This window comes from Pseudomonas frederiksbergensis, from assembly GCF_001952935.1.
Taxonomy (GTDB): Bacteria; Pseudomonadota; Gammaproteobacteria; order Pseudomonadales; family Pseudomonadaceae; genus Aquipseudomonas; species Aquipseudomonas frederiksbergensis.
This window is the reverse complement of the sequence record NZ_CP018319.1, coordinates 265,029-287,659: the sequence shown is the minus strand read 5'-3', so window position 1 is coordinate 287,659 and position 22,631 is coordinate 265,029. Positions and strand designations below refer to the sequence as shown.

The window sequence follows — 22,631 nt, the reverse complement described above, 5'->3', positions numbered from 1 at the left end:
GACGCTCCGCATCCCTTCCCAAGCCGAACGCAGAGCGTCCGTTGAGGCATTCCCACGCAGAGCGTGGGAACGATCACTCACCAGCCATTGATCAACCAAATAGCAAGCAACCTCCCACAGAGATCACCTTGAATCTTGTGGGAGCGAACTTGCCCGCGATGATCGTTCCCACGCTCCGCGTGGGAATGCAGCCCGGGACGCTCCGCGTCCCTTCCCAAGCCGAACGCAGAGCGTCCGTTGAGGCATTCCCACGCAGAGCGTGGGAACGATCACTCACCAGCCATTGATCAACCAAATAGCAAGCAACCTAACTATTACGTTGACATTCGCTGCCTAGGCAGTAACATCTCGACATACATTCTCTGCCTAGGCAGCTAATTGGTGGTCAGATGAAGCATTTCACCCCAGACGAATTCCACACGTGCCATCTCGGTCTCCTGCTCGGGCGCGCTGCGCTGCTCAAGGACCGGATCATCGACACGCACATGGAACCCCACGGCATCACTGCCGCGCAGTTCAAAGTGCTGATCATCATGGCCCAGTTCGGCGTCGATACCCCCGCCGAGCTGTGTCGTCACCTGTCGCTGGACAGCGGATCGATGACCCGCATGCTCGACCGCCTGGAACAGAAAGGCTTCCTCGCCCGCCAACGCTCCGAAGCGGATCGCCGTCAGGTTCAGTTGGTGTTGACCGAACAAGGCCAGCAGTTGACTGACCGCCTGCCGGAGATCGGCGCCGACGCCATGAATGAACTGGCTGGCGCGATCACCCCAGAGGAGTTGAAAACCCTGGAACAGATCCTGAAGAAAATTCTGGTGGCCGCCGGTGACTCGATCACCCTGCTGCGGGTAGGTGACAAATGAGCAGTAAAACCCTGCGTGCCGGCCTGAGCCTGGTGCTGGCGGCCATGACCCTGGCCGGTTGCGCCAGCTACAGCGGACTGACCACCGAAGGCAAAAGCCTCGATGCGAAAACCCTCAAGGCCGGACAATCCCTCAGCGGTGTAACCCTGTCGCCCGCGGCCTGGCCGAAAAGCGACTGGTGGAAGAGCCTCGGCGACCCACAGCTCGACGGCTTGATCCGCGAAGCCCTGCACGACAGCCCCGACATGCAAATCGCCGACGCCCGCGCTCACCAGGCCAGTGCCGCCGCTTACGCAGCGGATGCCGCGCGCATGCCGACCCTCGATGCCAGTGCCGGCGTCAGCCGTTCGCGTCTGGCTCGGGATCAGGACCCGAGGGGCGAGGGCGATGCGTACTCCACCGTGCGCAACATCAGCGCCAGTTTCAATTACAACTTTGACCTTTGGGGCGGCCAGCGTGATGCCTGGGAAGCAGCATTGGGCCAGGCCCGTGCTGCCGAAGTCGATCAACAGGCCGCTCAGCTGACGTTGTCCGCCGACGTGGCTCGCGCCTACAGCGATCTGGGGCAGGCGCATATTGTCTACGACCTGGCCAATGAAGACCTCAAGCGCACCAAACAAATGCTCGACCTGAGCCAGCGTCGCCTGAGCTCGGGGATCGACAGCCAATACCAGTTCCAGCAAACCGAAAGCCTGGAAGCCACCTCCGAAGCCAGCCTGATCGATGCCGAAAAACGCCTGCAAAGCGCGAAAATCGCCTTGGCCGTCTTGCTCGGCAAAGGCCCGGATCGCGGCAACGAAATCGCCCGGCCGAAAATCCTCCAGGCCAGCGCCGTCGCGTTGCCATCGGTGCTGCCGGCCGAGTTGCTCGGTCGGCGTCCAGACCTGGTGGCCGCGCGTTGGCGGGTCGAGGCGGCGAGCAAGAACATCGATGCCGGCAAAACCCGCTTCTACCCCAACCTCAACCTGAGCGCCGCGGCCGGTGCCGAGTCGTTGCTGGGCGATGCGATGTTCGGTTCGGCCAGTCGCTTCTTCAACATTGCACCAACGATCTCGGTGCCGATTTTCGACGGTGGCCGCCTGCGCGCCGACCTCGATTCCCGCGATGCCGATTACGACCTCGCGGTGGCGCAGTACAACAAAAGCCTGGTGAAAGCCCTGGGCGACGTCAGCGACACCATCAACCAGCTGCGCGATATCGGCCGGCAGATCGGGGCACAACAGCGCGCCACCGACATTGCTCAGGATTCTTACAACACGGTGGTTGAGCGGTACGGTTCCGGCATCGGGAATTACCTGGACGTGCTCAGCATCGAGCAGCAACTGCTCCAGGCCCAGCGGCAGCTGGCCAACCTGAATGCCGAGCAGATCGACCTGTCGATCCAACTGATGCAGGCGCTGGGCGGCGGCTTCCAGGGCGAAACCCTGGCCGCCGCCAATGCAACCCCAGCCACGCTGAACAACTGATTCGAGGTATTTGTCATGGCCACTGCCGAAACAACACCCACCCCTGACAACGCACAAGACACCCGCAATTCGCGTAAACGCAAAGTCATGCTGTCAGCGCTCGCGATCGTGGTGATCCTCGCCGGCATCGGCGTCTGGGGTTATCACGAACTCTATGGGCGCTGGAACGAAAGCACCGACGACGCCTATGTAAACGGCAACGTGGTGGAAATCACTCCGCTGGTCACCGGCACTGTGGTCAGCATCGGTGCCGACGATGGCGACCTGGTTCACGAAGGCCAGGTGCTGATCAACTTCGACCCGAACGACGCCGAAGTCGGCCTGCAAAGTGCCCAGGCCAATCTGGCCCGCACCGTGCGTCAGGTTCGCGGCTTGTACAGCAACGTCGACGGCATGAAAGCCCAGGTCAATGCGCAGCAGGCCGAAGTGCAAAAGGCTCAGGACAACTTCAATCGCCGGAAAAACCTCGCCGCTGGCGGGGCGATTTCCCAGGAAGAACTGTCCCATGCTCGCGACGACCTGACCTCGGCGCAAAACGCCCTGGCCAACGCCAGGCAGCAACTCAAAACCACCAGTGCCCTGGTCGATGACACCGTAGTGTCGTCACACCCGGACGTGATGTCCGCTGCCGCGCAATTGCGTCAGGCTTACCTGAACAACTCCCGCAGCACCTTGATCGCGCCGGTCACCGGTTACGTGGCCAAGCGCTCGGTACAACTGGGCCAACGCGTTCAGCCGGGCACCGCATTGATGGCGGTGATTCCGCTGGATCAGCTGTGGATCGACGCCAACTTCAAGGAAACCCAGCTGCGTGATATGCGCATTGGCCAGCCCGTAGACATCGAGGCCGACCTGTACGGCAGCGACGTGAAGTTCAGCGGCACCATCGACAGCCTCGGTGCCGGCACCGGTAGCGCGTTTGCCTTGCTGCCGGCGCAGAACGCCACCGGCAACTGGATCAAGATCGTCCAGCGGGTGCCGGTGCGGATTCACATCAATGCCGAAGAACTGGCCAGGCACCCGTTGCGGGTCGGCCTGTCGACTCAGGTCGATGTGAACCTGCGTGACCAGAGCGGCCCGGTGCTGGCGCAACAGTCGCCGCAAAAGGCTTCGTTCAGCACCAATGTCTACGACCGTCAATTGGCCGAGGCCGACGCGATGATCACTCAGTTGATCCATGACAACAGCGCTGCGCTCAGCAAAACCGTTCAACGCTGATCGGTCATCACACCGACCCTGTGGGAGTGAGCCTTTGTGGTGAGGGGGCTCGCCCCCGTTGGACTGCGCAGCAGTCCCATCTTCCAGGGCCGCTTCGCGACCCAACGGGGCGATGCGGCGTTCCGACAAGCCCCCTCGCCACAGGAGCCCCCGCTCCAAAAAATTCAGCTCCAAAGGATTTGCGATGAGCAATAACGCGTCTTTCACGCCGCCCAGCCTGCTGCTCAGCACCATTGGCCTGTCGCTGGCGACCTTCATGCAAGTGCTCGACACCACCATCGCCAACGTGGCGTTGCCGACGATTTCCGGCAACCTCGGCGTGAGTTCGGAGCAGGGCACTTGGGTGATTACCTCGTTCGCGGTCAGCAACGCCATCGCGCTGCCGCTGACCGGCTGGCTCAGCCGGCGTTTCGGCGAGGTGAAGCTGTTTCTCTGGGCGACGATCCTGTTCGTGCTGGCTTCGTTCCTATGCGGTATCTCGACCTCAATGCCGGAGCTGATTGGCTTTCGGGTGCTTCAAGGCCTGGTGGCAGGTCCGTTGTACCCGATGACTCAAACGCTGCTGATTGCCGTCTATCCGCCCGCCAGGCGCGGCATGGCCCTTGCGTTGCTGGCGATGGTCACGGTGGTGGCGCCGATTGCCGGCCCCATCCTCGGTGGTTGGATTACCGACAGCTACAGCTGGCCGTGGATCTTCTTTATCAACGTGCCGATCGGTGTTTTCGCGGTGATGGTGGTGCGCCAGCAACTCAAGGCGCGGCCAGTGCAAACCAGCTACCAACCGATGGATTACGTCGGCTTGATCACCCTGATCATTGGCGTCGGCGCATTGCAGGTGATCCTCGACAAGGGCAACGATCTGGATTGGTTCGAGTCGAACTTCATCCTCATCGGCGCGGCGATTTCGGTGATTGCGCTGGCGGTGTTCGTGATCTGGGAAATGACCGATAAGCACCCGGTGGTCAATCTGCGGCTATTCGCTCACCGCAACTTCCGCATCGGCACGATTGTGCTGGTGTTGGGTTACGCCGGGTTCTTCGGGATCAACCTGATTCTGCCGCAATGGCTGCAAACCCAGATGGGTTACACGGCAACCTGGGCGGGGCTCGCGGTGGCGCCGATCGGGATTCTGCCGGTGCTGATGTCGCCGTTTGTCGGCAAGTACGCACATAAATTCGACCTGCGGCTGCTGGCCGGGCTGGCGTTCCTGGCGATTGGCCTGAGCTGCTTCATGCGTGCCGGGTTTACCAACGAAGTGGACTTCCAGCACATCGCTCTGGTGCAGTTGTTCATGGGAATTGGCGTGGCGCTGTTCTTCATGCCGACCTTGAGCATTCTGATGTCGGACCTGCCACCGAGCCAGATCGCCGACGGCGCGGGCCTGGCGACATTTCTGCGGACCTTGGGCGGTAGTTTTGCGGCGTCGCTGACGACCTGGATCTGGATTCGCCGGGCCGATCAGCACCATGCCTATATGAGCGAAAGCATCAGCACCTACGAGCCGGCTACCCGCGAGGCGCTGAACAGCCTCGGCGGGGCGAGCAATCCGGCGTATGCGCAGCTCGATCATGTGCTGACCAGCCAGGCGTACATGCTCTCCACCGTGGATTACTTCACGTTGCTGGGGTGGGCGTTCATGGGCTTGATTGTGCTGGTGTGGCTGGCGAAACCGCCGTTTGCGGCGAAGGCGGGGCCGGCTGCGTCAGGGCATTGAAGGCAAAACGCGGTCAGTGTGGGAGCGGGCTTGCTCGCGAATACGGATTCACATTCAGCATCTCTGTTGACTGTCACACCGCCTTCGCGAGCAAGCCCGCTCCCACAGGGTTCTGTGTTCGGTAGTCAGTTAGCAGGTGCTGCGAGTTGCGGTGGCGGGGCGAAGTCGAACGGCGCCAACGCAAACCCACTTTCATCCACCTGCAACGCCCACCCCTGACGATCCCAATCCCCCAACACAATCCGTTTAGCCGCCTGCTCGCCAATCTGCAACTTGTGAATGGCCGGGCGATGGGTGTGCCCATGGATCAAGGTCTTTACGCCAAAGGCCTGCATGATCCGCGGCACTTCTTCGGGCGTGACATCAACTATGTCATTGGCCTTCATCCGCGTCTGCGCACGGCTTTCATTGCGCAGCTTGCGCGCCAGCTTATGGCGAGTCCGCAAAGGCAAGTGGCGCAGGATGAACAGGGTGACCGGATTACGCAGATAGCGACGCAGCTTCATATAAGCCTCGTCGCGGGTGCAGAGGCTGTCGCCGTGCATCAACAGCACCGGCTCGCCGTAAAACTGCACGACACTCGGATCTTTCAGCAATGTACAACCGGCCTGTTTGCAAAAGGCCTGGCCGAGCATGAAGTCGCGATTGCCGTGCATCAGAAAAATGGCCGTGCCGCTGTCGCTGAGGTCGCGCAGGGCCTGGCAGATGGAACGCTGGAACGGCGTCATGGCATCGTCGCCAATCCACGCCTCGAAAAAGTCGCCCAGGATGTACAACGCACTCGCCGAGCGGGCGCGTCCGGCGAGCAAATCCAGAAACGCCCGGCTGATGTCCGGGCGCTCCTCTTCCAGATGCAAGTCTGAAATCAGCAGTATCACTCAATGATCTCGGCTTTCTCGATGATCACGTCTTCTGCAGGTACGTCCTGGTGGCCGGCTTTGGAAGTCGTGGCCACGCCTTTGATCTTGTCGACCACGTCGGTGCCTTCAACGACTTTGGCGAATACGGCGTAGCCCCAACCCTGAGCGGTTTTGCCGCTGTGGTTCAAAAAGCTGTTGTCAGCCACGTTGATGAAGAACTGGGCGGAAGCCGAATGCGGCTCCATGGTGCGGGCCATGGCAACGCTGTACTTTTCGTTCGGCAGGCCATTATCGGCTTCGTTCTGGATGCTTGGGCGCTTGTCTTTCTTTTCTTTCATGCCTGGCTCGAAACCGCCGCCCTGGATCATGAAGTTACCGATGACGCGGTGGAAAACAGTGTTTTCGTAGTGACCGGCTTTGACGTACTCGATGAAGTTGGCCACGGTGATCGGGGCTTTCTCAGCGTTCAGTTCCAGGACGATGTCGCCATGGTTTGTTGTCAGTTTGACTTGGGTCATGATCGGGGACTCTTTATAAAAGAAGCGGTTTCTAATAATTCGTGGGTTTTGGGGCATTGAAGCCCTCAACCGGTCCGGCCAAATTCGGCCAAGGTTCGCAGTTTAGCGTGCCGGGCGCGAATTTCGAGGCTGTTTTTCACTTGCCCCCGATTAAATGCAGCCGTTTTCGGGCCTGCTCTGTCAGCGACTTGACGGCATCGGCTATGATAAGCCCCTTTGTTTTAACCGCCGCTTTGATTTGGCCAACTGGCCGCGCACTTGTACGTTCAAGGATCCTATGAGCAAGCCCACTGTCGACCCTACCTCGAATTCCAAGACCGGCCCTGCCGTGCCGGTCAATTTCCTGCGCCCGATCATCCAGGCGGACCTGGACTCGGGTAAGCACACGCAGATCGTCACCCGTTTCCCGCCTGAGCCCAACGGCTACCTGCACATCGGTCACGCCAAGTCGATTTGCGTGAACTTCGGCCTGGCCCAGGAATTTGGCGGCGTCACGCACCTGCGTTTCGACGACACGAACCCGGCCAAGGAAGACCAGGAATACATCGACGCGATCGAAAGCGACGTCAAATGGCTGGGCTTCGAATGGTCCGGTGAAGTGCGCTACGCCTCGCAGTATTTCGACCAGTTGCACGATTGGGCCGTTGAGCTGATCAAGGCCGGCAAGGCCTACGTCGATGACCTGAGCCCTGAACAGGCCAAGGAATATCGCGGCACGCTGACCGAGCCGGGCAAAAACAGCCCGTTCCGTGATCGCAGCGTCGAAGAAAACCTCGACTGGTTCGCCCGCATGAAGGCCGGTGAGTTCAAGGACGGCGCACGCGTGCTGCGGGCCAAGATCGACATGGCCTCGCCGAACATGAACCTGCGCGACCCGATCATGTATCGCATCCGTCACGCGCATCACCACCAGACCGGTGACAAGTGGTGCATCTACCCGAACTACGACTTCACCCACGGTCAGTCGGACGCTATCGAAGGCATCACCCACTCGATCTGCACCCTGGAGTTCGAAAGCCATCGTCCGCTGTACGAGTGGTTCCTCGAGAACCTGCCCGTGCCGGCGCAGCCGCGTCAGTACGAGTTCAGCCGCCTGAACCTGAACTACACGATCACCAGCAAGCGCAAGCTCAAGCAACTGGTCGATGAAAAGCACGTTCATGGCTGGGACGATCCGCGCATGTCCACGCTGTCCGGCTTCCGCCGCCGTGGTTACACGCCCAAATCGATCCGCAACTTCTGCGAAATGATCGGCACCAACCGCTCCGATGGCGTGGTCGATTTCGGCATGCTGGAATTCAGCATCCGTGACGACCTCGACCACAGCGCCCCACGCGCCATGTGCGTGCTGCGTCCGCTGAAAGTCGTGATCACCAACTACCCGGAAGGCCAGGTCGAGAACCTCGAACTGGCGTGCCACCCGAAAGAAGACATGGGCGTGCGCGTCCTGCCGTTCGCCCGTGAGCTCTACATCGACCGTGAAGACTTCATGGAAGAGCCGCCAAAAGGCTACAAGCGCCTGGAACCGGCCGGCGAAGTGCGTCTGCGCGGCAGCTACGTGATCCGCGCCGACGAAGCGATCAAGGACGCCGATGGCAACATCGTCGAACTGCGTTGCTCCTACGACCCGGAAACCCTGGGCAAGAACCCTGAAGGCCGCAAGGTCAAAGGCGTGGTGCACTGGGTGCCGGCTGCGGCCAGCGTCGAATGCGAAGTGCGCCTGTACGATCGCCTGTTCCGTTCGGCCAACCCTGAGAAGGCCGAAGACAGCGCCAGTTTCCTGGACAACATCAACCCTGACTCGCTGCAAGTCCTCACCGGTTGTCGTGCCGAGCCTTCGCTGGGCAATGCACAGCCGGAAGACCGTTTCCAGTTCGAGCGCGAAGGTTACTTCGTCGCGGATATCAAGGACTCGAAACCGGGCGCTCCGGTATTCAACCGTACCGTGACCTTGCGTGATTCGTGGGGCCAGTGATTACAGGCCTGACCGGCCTTGATAAATAGGCAACCTAAAGTGCTTACGATCTACAACACGCTCACCAAGAGCAAAGAAGTCTTCAAGCCGCTGGATGGCAACAATGTGCGCATGTACGTCTGCGGGATGACCGTGTACGACTACTGCCACATTGGCCACGGCCGCAGCATGGTCGCGTTCGACCTGGTGACCCGCTGGTTGCGGTTCAGCGGTTATAACCTGACCTATGTGCGCAACATCACCGACATTGAAGACAAGATCATCAATCGGGCCAAGGAGAACGGCGAGCCGTTCGACGCGCTGACCGAACGCATGATCACCGCGATGCACGAGGACGAGGCCCGCCTCAATATCCTCAAGCCGGACATGGAACCGCGGGCCACCGATCACATTCCGGGCATGCTGAGCATGATCCAGACGCTGATCGACAAGGGTTACGCCTACGCCCCGGGCAATGGCGACGTGTATTACCGCGTCGCCAAGTTCATGGGCTACGGCAAGCTGTCGCGCAAGAAAATCGAAGACCTGCGCATCGGCGCGCGGATCGAAGTCGACGAGTCGAAACAGGACCCGCTGGACTTCGTGCTGTGGAAAGCCACCAAACCGGGTGAGCCGAGCTGGCCTTCGCCGTGGGGCGCCGGGCGTCCGGGCTGGCACATCGAGTGCTCGGTGATGTCCACCTGCTGCCTGGGTGAGACCTTCGACATTCATGGCGGCGGCAGCGACCTCGAGTTCCCGCACCACGAAAACGAAATCGCCCAGAGCGAAGCGGCCACCGGCAAGACCTACGCCAACGCGTGGATGCATTGCGGCATGATTCGCATCAATGGCGAGAAGATGTCCAAGTCCTTGAACAACTTCTTCACCATTCGCGACGTGCTGGAAAAGTACCACCCGGAAGTCGTGCGTTACCTGCTGGTGTCGAGCCACTACCGCAGCGCGATCAACTACTCGGAAGACAACCTCAAGGACGCCAAGGGCGCGCTCGAGCGTTTCTACCACGCGTTGAAAGGCCTGCCGAACGTCGCGCCGGCTGGCGGCGAAGCCTTTGTCGAGCGTTTCACCCAGGTGATGAACGACGACTTCGGTACGCCGGAAGCCTGTGCGGTGCTGTTCGAGATGGTTCGCGAGATCAACCGTCTGCGCGAGAGCGATCTCAATGCCGCGGCCGGTCTGGCGGCGCGCTTGAAGGAGTTGGCGAGTGTGTTGGGGGTGTTGCAGCTTGAGGCTGACGACTTCTTGCAGGCCGGCGCCGAAGGGCGGGTTGATGCGGCTGAGGTTGATGCGCTGATTGCTGCGCGTCTGGCGGCACGTGCTGGTAAAGACTGGGCCGAATCCGACCGTATCCGCGACCAGCTCACCGCGATGGGTGTGGTGCTGGAAGACGGCAAGGGCGGGACAACTTGGCGTCTGGCTGACTGATTGCTGCGTTTGCTCCAAACAAAACCCGCCTTGTGCGGGTTTTTGTTTGGGCGCGAAAAGAGACCCTAACCCTCTCCCAAAGCGAGAGGTGACCGATTGGGGGATGTTCAAGAGATACGCCGACCTGAACGATTTTTAGCGAATCCATAATCAACTCGATGTTTCAGGTCGATGTACAACGCCAGACACCTCGGTCGGCCCCCTCTACCTCCGGGAGGGCTGGGGTGAGGGCAACGCTTTGCGTCGGCTGCACGGTAAACGCAGTCATCAAAACCAAAGCCTGTGGTTGCTTTTGCCGTGCGCGTAGGTCTTGATGTCTGACGCGGCCAAACTTGGCGGCGGCGCATGCAGCGGGATGCTGATCGGCAACGATTATGGAATGGAGACATCATGGCTAATCACTATCGCGAGCTTCTAACGACCCCCGGTGCCACGGGGTTAGTGCTCGCGAGTTCTATTGCGCGGTTGCCGCAGGCAATGATCGGCATTGGCATTATCACCATGCTGGTGCAGCAAACCGGTGTTTACTGGCTGGCCGGCGCAGTCGCCGGTACGTTTACCTTGGCCAATGCGCTGATCGGCCCGCACATCTCGAAACTGGTTGATCAGCGTGGCCAGAGTCGCGTGCTGCCCGTCGTCACCGCTTTCAGCATTGGCATGTTGTTGGCGCTGATCATCGCTGTGTACCTGCGGGCGCCGGTCGCGCTGCTGTTTGTTCTGGCGGCACTCGCGGGGACGATGCCGAGCATGCCCTCGATGATCAGAGCACGCTGGTCGCAGCTGTTCCGTGGCAAACCGCAATTGCACACGGCGTTCTCTCTGGACACCGTGCTGACTGAACTCGCCTACATCATCGGCCCACCCCTGGCGATTGGTTTGAGCGTGAGTTTTTTCGCCGAAGCCGGGCCGCTGGTTGCCGTTGTGATGCTGGCGGTCGGGGTGACGGCTTTTCTTATGCAGCGCCAGACAGAACCGAAAGTGGTCGTGGGCAACATCAGCCGCACCAGCTCCACGTTGCTTATTCCCGGCGTACGCACCATCGTCCTCGCGCTGCTGGCGATGGGGATGATTGGCGGATCGATCGACGTGGCAGTCGTGGCCTTCGCCAACGCACAAGGCTGGCCAGAGTCCGCCACATTCATCCTCGCAGCCTATGCGCTCGGCTCGATGATTGCGGGTCTGACGTTTGGTGCGTTGAGGATTTCTCTGTCGATAGAAAAACAGTTCTTTATCGGGATATTGGTCACGGCACTCACAAGTGTTTTACCGATTTTTTCAGCGGACGTTTATATCCTTTCAGGGATGCTGTTTATCGCTGGCATGTCATTTGCGCCAACCATGGTGATGGTGATGCACCTGGGTACGATCATTGTTCCGCCATCTAGGATTACCGAAGGCCTGACGTGGATGACCACCGGCATCAGCATCGGCGTAGCGCTCGGTGGCATGCTTTCGGGTCTGGTTATCGATTCTTATGGCGCGCGGGCAGGATTCGGGGTGGCCATTGGCGCCGGGGTCGTGATGGTAGTAGTCGTGCTGGTTGGGTTGCGCACATTGAGTGCGGTCTCAGCTGCGAATGTTGAGCCAGCCTTTCAATAATTGGCACTGTCCGGAATTTCGCCCTAACCCAAGCCCTCTCCCCCAGGAGCGGGGACTGATTGGGGGATGCTCAAGATGCTCGGCAACTCGGAATTCATGCTTTGAATCCATAATCAACTCGGTCGCTCAGGTCGATGTATAGCGCCAGAAACCCCGGTCGGCTCCCTCTCCTGGGGGAGAGGGCTGGGGAGAACGCCTCACTCAATCTCCAATCTGCCGCAACCGCTTGTAAAGCGTATTCCGGCTAACCCCCAACCTGCGGGCCAAATGGGAGATATTTCCCCCAGCCGCCTGCAACTGCCGATTCAATTCCTCGGCATCATTCAAGTCAACCGCTACCGGCTCCGGCAAATCCACCGGCTCCATCTCCAAATCAACAAAAAAATCATCCGGCAAATGCTCCGGCCGCACCGGTTGTTCCTCGGCCATGGCCAGCGCTACCTGCATCACGCTGCTGACCTGGCGTAAATTCCCCGGCCACGGGTGGCGCCCGAACAACTCCAATACCTCTCGGCTCAGCCCGGCCCACTGCGATGGCTCGCGGTGTTGTTCCCACAGGCGTTTGAACAAGGCCTCTTTATCACTGCGTTCTCTTAATGGCGGCAGTTCCAGGGTCAAACCGCCAATCCGGTAATACAAATCCTCACGGAAACGCCCCAATTGAACCTGTTCGCGCAATGAGCGGTTAGTTGCCGAAATAATCCGTATATCCACCGGGAACAACTCGCTGCTGCCCACCGGTTGCACACAGCGCTCCTGCAACACTCGCAGCAGTCGAGCCTGGGTCGGCAACGGCATATCGCCGATTTCATCGAGGAACAGGGTGCCTTTGTCGGCCTTGCGGATCAGCCCGATGCTGCCTTTCTGGTTGGCACCGGTGAACGCACCTTTCTCGTAGCCAAACAGCTCAGATTCCACCAGTTCGGCGGGGATGGCGGCACAGTTGACGGCAATGAACGGTTTTTTACTCCGAGAGCTAGCCTGATGCAGGGCTTTGACGAAGACTTCCTTGCCGACCCCGGTTTCGCCGTGGATCAGCAATGGAATGTCTTTTTCCAGCAAACGCTCGGCCTGGCGCACGGCTTTTTCCACGCGGCTGTCACCGAAATGCAGGGTGTTGAGGCTAATCGCAGCTGGCGTCTCCACCGTAGGTTGCGCAAACAGCCGCGCCTGAATCACTGTCTGTTTCGGCCGCTTCAAAAGACATTGAAAGCGGTTGCGTCCTGAGGCTTGCAGGGCGAAGGGCAGGCCGTCCGGCTGGTTCAACAACTCCAGCAGCGAGACCTTGAACAGGCTTTCGACGCTGACCCGCGACAGACTGATGCCCAGCAGGTTGTCGGCCCGACGGTTGGCCGACAGCACCTGGCCGGTTTCGTCAAAGATCAGCAACCCGGCCCATTGGCTGTCGAGGTTATTCAGCCCGGTGTTGAAGGTCAGCTGGAAATGCTGGCCGTGGAACAGGTTGAGGATCAGCCGGTTTTCCACGGTCTGACTCATCATCTTGACCATGCCGAGGGTGTGGGACGGCGGCAGGTAGCTGTCGCTGGACACATCCAGCACCGCGATGACCTTGCGTTCGGCATCGAAAATCGGTGCGGCGGAGCCGGTCATGAAACGGTTGGCCTTGAGGAAATGTTCATCGTGCTCGATGTGCACCGCCTGCTCGCAGGCCAGCGCGGTGCCGATCGCATTGGTGCCGCTGCAGCGTTCCATCCAACTGGCGCCGGCGCTGAAACCGCGGGTCAGGCTCGGCTCGATAAAACGCTGGGTGCCCCAGGACGTCAGCACCTGGCCCTGATTGTCAGCGAGCATGATCAGGCAGTTGGAGTTGCTGAGGATGTTCTCGTAATACGGCAGGACTTCCTGGTGAGTGGTTTGCACCAGTGAGTGCTGGCTCTCCAGCAATTGCGCAATGCCCTCGGCCGGCAACTGATCGAACGCCGGTGCGCTCTGATGATTGAGGCCGAACGCGCGGCAACGGGACCAGGAGTCCTGAATGATGGCGTCATGGGAGAGCGGCAGGGCGGGTGCGGCCATGGCAGTCGATCTCTGAGCAAGCTTTTATTGTTGTTATAGGTAGTTCCCTGTGGGAGCGAGCCTGCTCGCGATAGCGATTGGTCAGTCGACTTCAATGCTGACTGATCCACCGCTATCGCGAGCAGGCTCGCTCCCACAGGTTCTGCGACTTTACGCATCTGCAGGCAAGACAAAGCATCCGTAGAGTGTTGTTCACTATTGTTCATTGTCAACCGCTGGATTGTTCAATTGTTCAGTCGCGGTTGTTCATTTCTGTTCAGCAACGAACCCGGTTTTTCTTCCATTTTCAGGATTCCCAAGCCGGATCAACGGCTTGCAGTTTCTGGCACGAATGTCGCTCTGTTGCTCAGGTCGCTTGACTCCAATAATAAAAAGGCCGAGCCATGTCGTTAACCCTGGAGCACGTCAGCCGCACCGTCGAGGGCCAGACCTGGATCGATGATGCGTGCCTTAGTTTCGAAGCGGGATCCTTCAACGTTTTGCTGGGGCGCACGCTGTCCGGCAAAACCAGTCTCATGCGCCTGATGGCCGGTCTGGACAAGCCCGACAGCGGGCGCATCCTGATGAACGGCGTCGACGTTACCCAGCGCCCGGTGCGATTGCGCAACGTGTCGATGGTTTATCAGCAGTTCATCAACTACCCAACCATGACGGTGTTCGAGAACATCGCCTCGCCCTTGCGCCAGGGCGGCATTTCCAATGAGCTGATCCAGAGCAAGGTGCTGGAAACCGCGAAGATGTTGCGCATCGAGAAATTCCTCCAGCGCCATCCGCTTGAACTCTCCGGCGGTCAGCAACAGCGCACGGCAATGGCCCGGGCGCTGGTCAAGGATGCCGAGCTGATCCTGTTCGATGAGCCGCTGGTCAACCTCGACTACAAACTGCGCGAAGAATTGCGTCAGGAAATGCGCGAGCTGTTCAAGGCTCACCACACCATCGCCATCTACGCCACCACCGAACCCAACGAAGCCCTGGCGCTGGGCGGCACCACCACCATTCTTCATGAAGGCCGGGTGATTCAAAGCGGCAAGTCTTCCGAGGTGTATCACCAGCCGCAAACCGTGCTGGCGGCGGAGCTGTTCTCCGAGCCGCCGATCAACCTGATGCCGGGGCGTATCGCCGGCAACGAAGTCAGCTTCGCCAATTTCGTGCACTTCCCGCTCAACGTCGATCTGCGGCCAGTAGGCGAGGGCGAGTTCCGCTTTGGCGTACGGCCGAGCCATATTTCGCTGGTGCCAAGCAACGACGATGACCTGGAACTGGCGGTGACCGTCGAGGTGGCCGAGATCAGCGGGTCGGAAACCTTCCTGCACGTGCGCAACGAGCATTTCCTGCTGGTGCTGCACTTGCCCGGCGTCCACGAATACGACGTCGATGCGCCGATTCGGATCTATATCCCGACCCATAAACTGTTTGTCTTCGATACGCAGGGGCGGCTGGTCCAGGCGCCCGGTCGCCGTATCGCGAGGGTTGCCTGATGGCCGAAATTCGCTTGCAGCACCTTGCCCACAGTTACAGCCGCACGCCGACCGGCCCCGAGGATTACGCGATTCGCGAGATGGACCACGTCTGGGAGCAGGGCGGTGCCTATGCCTTGCTCGGGCCTTCGGGCTGCGGTAAATCGACCTTGCTCAACATCATTTCCGGATTGCTCAGTCCGTCCCAGGGCCAGGTGCTGTTCGACAGCAAAGTGGTCAACGACCTGACACCCGAGAAGCGCAACATCGCCCAGGTTTTCCAGTTTCCGGTGGTCTACGACACCATGACGGTGTTCGATAACCTGGCCTTCCCGCTGCGTAATCAGGGCATGGCCGAGGCGAAAATTCACAGCAAGGTGCAGGAAATCGCTGAAGTCCTGGACCTCCAGGCGTTGCTGGGCAAGAAGGCGCGCAACCTCACCGCCGATGAAAAACAGAAAGTCTCCATGGGCCGTGGGCTGGTGCGCGATGACGTGTCGGCGATCCTGTTCGATGAACCGCTGACCGTGATCGACCCGCACCTGAAGTGGAAGCTGCGGCGCAAGCTCAAGCAGATCCACGAGCAGTTCAACATCACCATGGTCTACGTCACCCACGATCAACTCGAGGCCTCGACCTTCGCTGACAAGATCGCCGTGATGTACGGCGGGCAGATTGTGCAATTCGGTACGCCGCGAGAACTGTTCGAGCGGCCGAGCCACACCTTTGTCGGCTATTTCATCGGCAGTCCGGGGATGAACCTGATCGAGGTTCAGCCGCAGCCGGGGGGGGCCGGTTTCGCCTCGACTCATTTGCCGCTGTCCGATGCTCAGCAGAAACGCATCGCCGAGTCCGAGTGGAAAACCCTGAAGGTCGGCATCCGTCCGGAGTTCGTGCACGTGTGGGATGAGCCGTTTGATGAGGCGATGCAGGCACAGGTCGTACACGTCGAAGACCTTGGCACCTACAAGATCATGACCCTGAACCTCGACGGCGCCCCTTTGAAAGTGCGCCTGGCCGAAGACAAGCCAGTGCCTGAGGGAATTGCCTACATCAGCTTCCCGGCTCAATGGTTGATGGTGTATGCCGACGAATACCTCCTGGAGACGTAGCCATGAACAAGGTGCAGAACAACAAGGCCTGGTGGCTGGTGTTGCCGGTGTTTTTGCTGGTGGCGTTCAGTGCGGTGATCCCGATGATGACCGTGGTCAACTACTCGGTGCAGGACATTTTCGACCAGTCCAGCCGCTACTTCGTCGGCGCCGACTGGTACAGGCAAGTGCTGCTCGATCCGCGCTTGCACGACTCATTACTGCGTCAGTTCATCTATTCCGGCTGTGTGCTGCTGATCGAAATCCCGCTGGGCATCGCCATCGCCCTGACCATGCCGACCAAGGGCCGCTGGTCGTCGCTGGTGCTGATCATCCTGGCGATTCCGTTGCTGATTCCGTGGAACGTGGTGGGGACGATCTGGCAGATCTTCGGTCGGGCGGACATTGGCCTGCTCGGCGCCAGCCTCAAGGCCATGGGCATCAACTACAACTATGCGGCGAACACCATGGACGCCTGGGTCACGGTGCTGGTGATGGACGTCTGGCACTGGACGTCGTTGGTGGCGCTGTTGTGTTTCTCCGGTTTGCGGGCGATTCCGGACGTGTATTACCAGGCGGCACGGATTGATCGGGCATCGGCCTGGGCGGTGTTCCGACACATCCAGCTGCCCAAGCTCAAGAGCGTATTGCTGATCGCGGTGATGCTGCGGTTCATGGACAGTTTCATGATCTACACCGAGCCGTTTGTGCTGACCGGTGGCGGTCCGGGGAATGCCACGACCTTCCTGAGCCAGACCCTGACGCAAATGGCGATCGGGCAGTTCGACCTCGGCCCGGCGGCGGCTTTCTCGCTGGTGTACTTCCTGATCATCCTGTTGGTGTCCTGGCTGTTCTACACGGCCATGACTCACTCTGACGCCAACCGCTGAGGTCTGCCATGAGTAAAAGAAAGCTCATTCCGTTGCTGATTTACATCCTGTTCCTGCTGGTACCGATCTACTGGTTGCTGAACATGTCCTTCAAGAGCAACACCGAAATCCTCAGCGGCCTGACGTTGTTTCCGCAGGATTTCACCTTCGCCAACTACAAGGTGATTTTCACCGATCCGGCCTGGTACACCGGTTACCTCAACTCGCTGTACTACGTGAGCCTGAACACGGTGATTTCCCTGAGCGTGGCCTTGCCGGCCGCGTATGCGTTCTCGCGCTATCGGTTCCTCGGTGACAAGCACCTGTTTTTCTGGCTCCTGACCAATCGCATGGCGCCGCCAGCGGTGTTTTTGCTGCCGTTCTTCCAGCTGTATTCCTCGATTGGTTTGTTCGACACCCACATCGCGGTCGCGTTGGCGCACTGCCTGTTCAACGTGCCGTTGGCGGTGTGGATTCTTGAGGGGTTCATGTCCGGCGTGCCGAAGGAAATCGACGAAACCGCCTACATTGACGGCTACAGTTTTCCCAAGTTCTTCGTGAAGATTTTCGTTCCGCTGATTGGCTCCGGGATCGGTGTGACGGCGTTTTTCTGCTTCATGTTTTCCTGGGTCGAGCTGCTGCTGGCGCGGACGCTGACCTCGGTCAACGCCAAACCGATTGCGGCGGTGATGACGCGCACGGTCTCGGCGTCCGGCATCGACTGGGGCGTGCTGGCGGCGGCGGGGGTGTTGACTATCCTGCCAGGCATGCTGGTGATCTGGTTTGTTCGCAACCACGTGGCCAAGGGCTTTGCCCTGGGCCGGGTCTGAGGAGCTGATGATGGAATGGATGAGTTGGACCGGTCCTACGGCGGCATTCTTCAGCGTCATTGCCTTGATCCTGGTGGGCATGACGACCTGGGAACTGCGGTCGCCGAGCATTCTTCGCCGTGGTTTGTTGCCGATTGCCACCACCCGTGGCGATCGGTTGTTTATCGGTCTTCTCGGCAGCGCCTACCTGCATTTGCTGGTAATCGGCGTCACCGACTGGAGCATCTGGGTGGCGTTCGCGTTGTCCCTGGTGTGGCTGTTGGCTGTGATGCGTTGGGGCTAGTCGAATCGCTCGGCAAAGTTGCTCCGAAACCCTATAAGGAGGTCTCTATGTTCGACAAAAACAATAAGCTGCGACATAGCGTTTCATTGGCAGCCATGCTGGCACTCAGCGGGTTGAGCGCTGCAGCCTGGGCCGATGCCTATGAAGACGCCGCCAAGAAATGGATTGGCAGCGAATTCAAACCGTCCACCCTCACCCCGGAACAGCAGCTCGAAGAGTTGAAGTGGTTCATCAAGGCGTCCGAGCCGTTTCGCGGGATGAGCATCAAGGTGGTTTCGGAAACCATCGCGACCCACGAATATGAATCCAAAACCCTGGCCAAAGCCTTTACCGAAATCACCGGGATCAAGCTGACCCACGACTTGTTGCAAGAAGGCGACGTGGTGGAAAAGCTGCAGACCCAGATGCAATCGGACAAGAACATCTATGACGGCTGGGTCAACGATTCGGACCTGATCGGCACGCACTTTCGCTACGGCAAAACCGAATCGATCACCGACCTGATGGCCAACGAAGGCAAGGCTTACACCTCGCCGACCCTGGACATCAAAGACTTCATCGGCATCTCGTTCACCACCGCGCCGGACGGCAAGATCTATCAGCTACCCGACCAGCAGTTTGCCAACCTTTACTGGTTTCGCGCCGACTGGTTCGAGCGGGCGGATCTGAAAGCAAAATTCAAGGAAAAATACGGTTACGAACTGGGCGTGCCGGTGAACTGGTCGGCCTATGAAGACATCGCCAAATTCTTCAGTGAAGACATCAAGGAAATCGACGGCAAGCGCGTCTACGGTCACATGGACTACGGCAAGAAAGACCCGTCCCTGGGCTGGCGCTTCACCGATGCCTGGTTCTCGATGGCCGGCGCTGGCGACAAAGGCATTCCCAACGGCTTGCCGGTGGACGAGTGGGGCATCCGCGTCGAGGACTGCCATCCGGTTGGTTCCAGCGTGACCCGCGGCGGCGACACCAACGGCCCGGCGGCGGTCTATGCCACCACTAAATACGTCGACTGGCTGAAGAAATACGCGCCACCGGAAGCGGCGGGCATGACCTTCTCCGAATCCGGTCCGGTGCCGTCCCAGGGCAACATCGCGCAGCAGATCTTCTGGTACACCGCGTTTACCGCCGACATGACCAAACCGGGCTTGCCGGTGATGAACGCCGACGGCACGCCGAAATGGCGGATGGCACCGTCGCCGAAAGGTCCGTATTGGGAAGAGGGCATGAAACTCGGTTATCAGGACGCCGGTTCCTGGACCTTCCTCAAGTCCACGCCTGAGAAACAAAAACTCGCGGCCTGGCTGTACGCGCAGTTCGTGACCTCGAAAACCGTATCCCTGAAGAAAACCATCGTCGGCCTGACACCAATCCGCGAGTCGGACATCAACTCGCAAGCCATGACCGACCTGGCGCCGAAACTCGGTGGTCTGGTCGAGTTCTATCGCAGCCCGGCCCGTGTGCAATGGACCCCGACCGGGACCAACGTGCCGGACTATCCGCGTTTGGCGCAACTGTGGTGGAGCCACATCGCCGAAGCGGCCAGCGGCGAGAAAACCCCGCAACAGGCGCTGGATGGTCTGGCCAAGGATCAGGACGCGATCTTGACCCGTCTGGAACGCTCGAAGGCGCAAGCCACCTGCGCACCGAAAATGAACCCCGAACGTGACGCGCAGTACTGGTTGGACCAACCGGGTGCACCGAAGCCGAAACTGGCGAACGAGAAGCCTAAAGGTGAAACCGTGAGCTATGCCGAACTGCTGAAATCGTGGGAGGCGGCGCGTAAGTAAGCGTCTGTAATGTGAAACGCAAACGGCACCGTGAGGTGCCGTTTTCTTTGGCGCCTGATCCATTGCAATCGCGAGCAGGCTCGCTCCTACAATGATCTGCGGTGTTCACAGCATTTGTGACCGGCACAACGCCTGTAGGAGTGAGCCTGCTCGCGATAGCAGTGTGTCAGGCAACAAAGGTGTTGACTGACCGGGCGCCTTCGCAGGCAAGCCCGCTCCCGCAGGTTTCAGTGATGTCTACAGATTCTGTGGCCACCCCCGATCACTGTGGGAGCCGGGCTTGCCCCCGAAGTGGCCGGCCCGGATATTGGAAGTCGGGAGGCGGACACCTCAGCGCGCCACCCGCTCAACCGCAGGAAATCCCAACCGAAACACCGTCATCGCCCCCGGCAAGCTCTTCACCTCGGCCACACCCTGATGCAGGCTCATGATCGACCGCACAATCGCCAACCCCAACCCGGTGCTGCCCTGTGAACGCGAGCGGCTGCTGTCGACCCGGTAGAACCGATCAAACAGGTGCGGCAGATGCTGCGCCTCAATCCCAGCGCCCGGGTTGCTGACCAGCAACGAAACCTGGGTCGCGCCGCGCTCAATCAGCAGCGTTACGGTTTTCCCGGGCGGGCAGTGGCGTAGTGCGTTGGACAGCAAATTCGAGATCGCCCGTTGAATCATCAACCGGTCACCCATCACCTGCGCACTGCCGACCACGTTCAGATGGACCTGCTTGTCCTGCGCCGACAGGGAAAACATCTCGGCGACTTTCCAGGCTTCTTCTTCCAGGGCAACCGACTCGAACGGCGCGAGCGCCGACGGGTGACTGACCTGTGCCAGAAACAGCATGTCCGAGACAATCCGCGCCACGCGCTCCAGCTCTTCAGTGCAGCAAACCAGGACATCCTTGTACTCATTCACGCTGCGTTCGCGGGACAACGTCACCTGCGCCTTGCCCATCAAATTGTTGATCGGCGTACGCAGCTCATGCGCCAAATCATCAGAGAACTGCGACAGCTGCTGCACACCGGCGTCGAGACGATGCAGCATGAAGTTGATGCCCTGCGCCAGTTCGCTCAGCTCCTGGGGCATGTTCACCACCGACAGCCGATGATCCAGATCCTGGGTCGAGACCATCGCCGCCACTTTGCGAAATTCACGCATCGGCGCCAGACCGCGCTGCACCGCGCCCCAGGCACTCAGTCCGATAAAGATCAGCAGCAACGGCAAGGCAATCAGGGTCGAGCGCAGGTAGGCGCTGAGCAAGGCCTCATCGTGGGCGTTGTCCATCGATAACAGCACCGGGACGCGGGTGCCGTCCTTGAGGCTGATCAGCCTGGACGCTGTGAGGAATTTCGCCCCCTTGGCGTCGGTGTTGGTGGTGTAGGCCAACTCGTCGCTGACGGCCCGCACCGCCTTCAATTCAATTCGCGGATCGGCCATGCCGGTGCCGGATTTGAGCAGTTGCGTGCGCAGGTTGTTGCGGTCGTAAATGGTTAGCGTGAGGTTGTCATGGCCCATGACCTGATCAAGCAGGATGTGCGGTTTCGCCCTGATTTCGCCGGGGTCGGTGTACAGCGACAGGCTGTGTTCAACCTGCTCCATCTTCTTTTCCAGACTGTCCCTGGATAACCCGTTCAGCTCATGGGTCAGGGCGAAATACGCCAGGATCGCCAGGAACACCACGAGCAGCGCGCCGAGAATACTGACCGTCAGCCCCAGCCGCATCGACAGGCTGGCCGGCTTCATTCCCGCGACTCCAGCACGTAGCCGACACCGCGCAGGGTGTGGATCAACTTGTTGTCGAACGGGTCATCGATCTTCGCCCGCAACCGCCTGATCGACACTTCGACCACGTTGGTGTCGCAGTCGAAGTTCATGTCCCACACCAGCGAAATGATCTGGGTGCGGGTCAGCACTTCGCCGGACTGGCGCATCAACAGATGCAGCAGGGCGAACTCCTTGGTGGTCAGGTCGATACGCTGTTCGCCACGAAACGCACGATGACGGCCAGGGTCGAGTTCCAGGTCGGCGACTTTCAGTACCTGCGGCACCGGGATGTTCTCGCTGCGACGCATCAGAGAGCGCACCCGTGCCAGCAATTCCGGAAACTCGAACGGCTTGAGCAGATAATCGTCGGCGCCCAGATCGAGGCCACGAATCTTGTCAGCCAGGCGACCGCGCGCGGTGAGCATCATCACCCGCGTGGAGTGAGTGCGACGCAGTTGTTCCAGCACGCCCCAGCCGTCCAGTTCCGGCAGATTCACATCCAGAATGATCAGGTCATAAACCTGTTGTTGCGCCAGATGCAATCCATCGGCGCCATTGGCGGCGTGGTCAACGATATAACCACTTTCCGTCAGTCCCTGATGTAAGTATTCGGCAGCTTTAAGCTCGTCCTCGACGACAAGGATTCGCATGATCAATCACCACTTTCATTGAATGGATATTTAATTAAGGTGGCCGGGAAAGTTGTTGTTTTTGTAAGGGCTTCCGGACGGGTTTGAATAACGACTCACTATTTTCCTACAGCACTTTCTCCGTTTGCAGGCGTGCAAGGTAAAGGCTGTAGTGACTACAGAGTCAACCGATTACTCGGTGTTGAGGCTTTAAAACCACAGTCTGCGACAGCCTGTCGCAGCAGGCGG

At 59.6% G+C, this 22,631-nt stretch carries 18 protein-coding genes; 13 read left to right on the top strand and 5 right to left on the bottom strand.

Annotated elements, in window-relative coordinates:
* The first annotated feature begins 389 nt into the window (after positions 1 to 389).
* The 4 genes from PFAS1_RS01455 to PFAS1_RS01440 all read left to right on the top strand — a co-directional run bounded on the left by PFAS1_RS01455 (position 390) and on the right by PFAS1_RS01440 (position 5,261).
* Entirely contained in the window at positions 390 to 863 is a 474-nt protein-coding gene (locus PFAS1_RS01455) for a MarR family winged helix-turn-helix transcriptional regulator (protein ID WP_033057114.1), read from the top strand.
* On the top strand, positions 860 to 2,329 hold the full coding sequence (locus PFAS1_RS01450; protein ID WP_076027942.1) for an efflux transporter outer membrane subunit: 1,470 nt from the start codon (positions 860 to 862) through the stop codon (positions 2,327 to 2,329). Before PFAS1_RS01455 ends, PFAS1_RS01450 begins: the two co-directional genes overlap by 4 nt.
* Before the next feature lie 15 nt (positions 2,330 to 2,344).
* Positions 2,345 to 3,547 (top strand): HlyD/EmrA/EmrK family protein, encoded by a 1,203-nt coding sequence (locus PFAS1_RS01445; RefSeq protein WP_076027941.1) that lies wholly within the window; start codon positions 2,345 to 2,347, stop codon positions 3,545 to 3,547.
* 184 nt (positions 3,548 to 3,731) lie between these two features.
* The gene (locus tag PFAS1_RS01440; RefSeq protein ID WP_076027940.1) at positions 3,732 to 5,261 is read left to right on the top strand and encodes a DHA2 family efflux MFS transporter permease subunit; all 1,530 of its coding nucleotides are present in this window, start codon (positions 3,732 to 3,734) and stop codon (positions 5,259 to 5,261) included.
* 125 nt (positions 5,262 to 5,386) lie between these two features.
* Here PFAS1_RS01440 and lpxH read toward each other — a convergent pair whose 3' ends face one another.
* Both lpxH and PFAS1_RS01430 read right to left on the bottom strand, forming a co-directional pair.
* Positions 5,387 to 6,139 (bottom strand): UDP-2,3-diacylglucosamine diphosphatase, encoded by a 753-nt coding sequence (lpxH, locus tag PFAS1_RS01435; protein ID WP_076027939.1) that lies wholly within the window; start codon positions 6,137 to 6,139, stop codon positions 5,387 to 5,389.
* Positions 6,136 to 6,639, bottom strand: a complete 504-nt coding sequence (locus tag PFAS1_RS01430; RefSeq protein WP_074878254.1) for a peptidylprolyl isomerase — start codon at positions 6,637 to 6,639, stop codon at positions 6,136 to 6,138. Before PFAS1_RS01430 ends, lpxH begins: the two co-directional genes overlap by 4 nt.
* 277 nt (positions 6,640 to 6,916) lie before the next feature.
* On the opposite strand from PFAS1_RS01430, the gene PFAS1_RS01425 reads away from it, so the two are divergent.
* The 3 genes from PFAS1_RS01425 to PFAS1_RS01415 all read left to right on the top strand — a co-directional run bounded on the left by PFAS1_RS01425 (position 6,917) and on the right by PFAS1_RS01415 (position 11,635).
* Complete coding sequence (locus tag PFAS1_RS01425) at positions 6,917 to 8,614, top strand: glutamine--tRNA ligase/YqeY domain fusion protein (RefSeq protein WP_076027938.1); 1,698 nt, start codon at positions 6,917 to 6,919, stop codon at positions 8,612 to 8,614.
* A 39-nt stretch (positions 8,615 to 8,653) separates the two neighbouring features.
* Positions 8,654 to 10,036, top strand: a complete 1,383-nt coding sequence (gene cysS, locus PFAS1_RS01420; protein ID WP_076027937.1) for a cysteine--tRNA ligase — start codon at positions 8,654 to 8,656, stop codon at positions 10,034 to 10,036.
* A 390-nt stretch (positions 10,037 to 10,426) separates the two neighbouring features.
* Positions 10,427 to 11,635: an MFS transporter gene (locus PFAS1_RS01415; protein ID WP_076027936.1), complete on the top strand. Its 1,209-nt coding sequence runs from the start codon at positions 10,427 to 10,429 to the stop codon at positions 11,633 to 11,635.
* 201 nt (positions 11,636 to 11,836) lie between these two features.
* Here PFAS1_RS01415 and PFAS1_RS01410 read toward each other — a convergent pair whose 3' ends face one another.
* Positions 11,837 to 13,672 (bottom strand): sigma-54-dependent Fis family transcriptional regulator, encoded by a 1,836-nt coding sequence (locus PFAS1_RS01410; RefSeq protein ID WP_076027935.1) that lies wholly within the window; start codon positions 13,670 to 13,672, stop codon positions 11,837 to 11,839.
* Between the two features lie 383 nt (positions 13,673 to 14,055).
* On the opposite strand from PFAS1_RS01410, the gene PFAS1_RS01405 reads away from it, so the two are divergent.
* Genes PFAS1_RS01405 through PFAS1_RS01380 form a run of 6 tightly spaced genes read left to right on the top strand, consistent with a single transcriptional unit; the run spans position 14,056 to position 19,992 of the window.
* On the top strand, positions 14,056 to 15,150 hold the full coding sequence (locus PFAS1_RS01405; RefSeq protein ID WP_076027934.1) for an ABC transporter ATP-binding protein: 1,095 nt from the start codon (positions 14,056 to 14,058) through the stop codon (positions 15,148 to 15,150).
* On the top strand, positions 15,150 to 16,241 hold the full coding sequence (locus tag PFAS1_RS01400) for an ABC transporter ATP-binding protein (protein ID WP_076027933.1): 1,092 nt from the start codon (positions 15,150 to 15,152) through the stop codon (positions 16,239 to 16,241). Before PFAS1_RS01405 ends, PFAS1_RS01400 begins: the two co-directional genes overlap by 1 nt.
* Positions 16,242 to 16,243: 2 nt before the next feature.
* On the top strand, positions 16,244 to 17,110 hold the full coding sequence (locus PFAS1_RS01395) for a carbohydrate ABC transporter permease (protein WP_074878246.1): 867 nt from the start codon (positions 16,244 to 16,246) through the stop codon (positions 17,108 to 17,110).
* A gap of 8 nt (positions 17,111 to 17,118) precedes the next feature.
* Positions 17,119 to 17,919, top strand: coding sequence for a carbohydrate ABC transporter permease (locus tag PFAS1_RS01390; RefSeq protein ID WP_017339615.1), 801 nt, complete (start codon positions 17,119 to 17,121; stop codon positions 17,917 to 17,919).
* 10 nt (positions 17,920 to 17,929) lie between these two features.
* Complete coding sequence (locus PFAS1_RS01385; protein WP_008146061.1) at positions 17,930 to 18,202, top strand: DUF2160 domain-containing protein; 273 nt, start codon at positions 17,930 to 17,932, stop codon at positions 18,200 to 18,202.
* 47 nt (positions 18,203 to 18,249) lie between these two features.
* Positions 18,250 to 19,992, top strand: coding sequence for an ABC transporter substrate-binding protein (locus PFAS1_RS01380; protein WP_076027932.1), 1,743 nt, complete (start codon positions 18,250 to 18,252; stop codon positions 19,990 to 19,992).
* 330 nt (positions 19,993 to 20,322) lie between these two features.
* On the opposite strand, the gene PFAS1_RS01375 is transcribed toward PFAS1_RS01380, so the two are convergent.
* Positions 20,323 to 21,732 (bottom strand): heavy metal sensor histidine kinase, encoded by a 1,410-nt coding sequence (locus PFAS1_RS01375; RefSeq protein ID WP_076027931.1) that lies wholly within the window; start codon positions 21,730 to 21,732, stop codon positions 20,323 to 20,325.
* Positions 21,729 to 22,403 carry a heavy metal response regulator transcription factor gene (locus tag PFAS1_RS01370; RefSeq protein WP_074880806.1) on the bottom strand — a complete coding sequence of 225 codons (675 nt, stop codon included), beginning with the start codon at positions 22,401 to 22,403 and terminating at the stop codon, positions 21,729 to 21,731. The genes PFAS1_RS01375 and PFAS1_RS01370 overlap by 4 nt, the downstream gene beginning before the upstream one ends.
* Positions 22,404 to 22,631: the final 228 nt, after the last annotated feature.

Bases quoted from the DNA above. Each gene is read 5' to 3' on its own strand.
- PFAS1_RS01455 (WP_033057114.1), top strand. From the start codon at position 390: ATGAAGCATTTCACCCCAGACGAATTCCACACGTGCCATCTCGGTCTC.
- PFAS1_RS01450 (WP_076027942.1), top strand. From the start codon at position 860: ATGAGCAGTAAAACCCTGCGTGCCGGCCTGAGCCTGGTGCTGGCGGCC.
- PFAS1_RS01445 (WP_076027941.1), top strand. From the start codon at position 2,345: ATGGCCACTGCCGAAACAACACCCACCCCTGACAACGCACAAGACACC.
- PFAS1_RS01440 (WP_076027940.1), top strand. From the start codon at position 3,732: ATGAGCAATAACGCGTCTTTCACGCCGCCCAGCCTGCTGCTCAGCACC.
- PFAS1_RS01430 (WP_074878254.1), bottom strand. From the start codon at position 6,639: ATGACCCAAGTCAAACTGACAACAAACCATGGCGACATCGTCCTGGAA.
- PFAS1_RS01425 (WP_076027938.1), top strand. From the start codon at position 6,917: ATGAGCAAGCCCACTGTCGACCCTACCTCGAATTCCAAGACCGGCCCT.
- PFAS1_RS01415 (WP_076027936.1), top strand. From the start codon at position 10,427: ATGGCTAATCACTATCGCGAGCTTCTAACGACCCCCGGTGCCACGGGG.
- PFAS1_RS01410 (WP_076027935.1), bottom strand. From the start codon at position 13,672: ATGGCCGCACCCGCCCTGCCGCTCTCCCATGACGCCATCATTCAGGAC.
- PFAS1_RS01405 (WP_076027934.1), top strand. From the start codon at position 14,056: ATGTCGTTAACCCTGGAGCACGTCAGCCGCACCGTCGAGGGCCAGACC.
- PFAS1_RS01400 (WP_076027933.1), top strand. From the start codon at position 15,150: ATGGCCGAAATTCGCTTGCAGCACCTTGCCCACAGTTACAGCCGCACG.
- PFAS1_RS01395 (WP_074878246.1), top strand. From the start codon at position 16,244: ATGAACAAGGTGCAGAACAACAAGGCCTGGTGGCTGGTGTTGCCGGTG.
- PFAS1_RS01390 (WP_017339615.1), top strand. From the start codon at position 17,119: ATGAGTAAAAGAAAGCTCATTCCGTTGCTGATTTACATCCTGTTCCTG.
- PFAS1_RS01385 (WP_008146061.1), top strand. From the start codon at position 17,930: ATGGAATGGATGAGTTGGACCGGTCCTACGGCGGCATTCTTCAGCGTC.
- PFAS1_RS01380 (WP_076027932.1), top strand. From the start codon at position 18,250: ATGTTCGACAAAAACAATAAGCTGCGACATAGCGTTTCATTGGCAGCC.
- PFAS1_RS01375 (WP_076027931.1), bottom strand. From the start codon at position 21,732: ATGAAGCCGGCCAGCCTGTCGATGCGGCTGGGGCTGACGGTCAGTATT.
- PFAS1_RS01370 (WP_074880806.1), bottom strand. From the start codon at position 22,403: ATGCGAATCCTTGTCGTCGAGGACGAGCTTAAAGCTGCCGAATACTTA.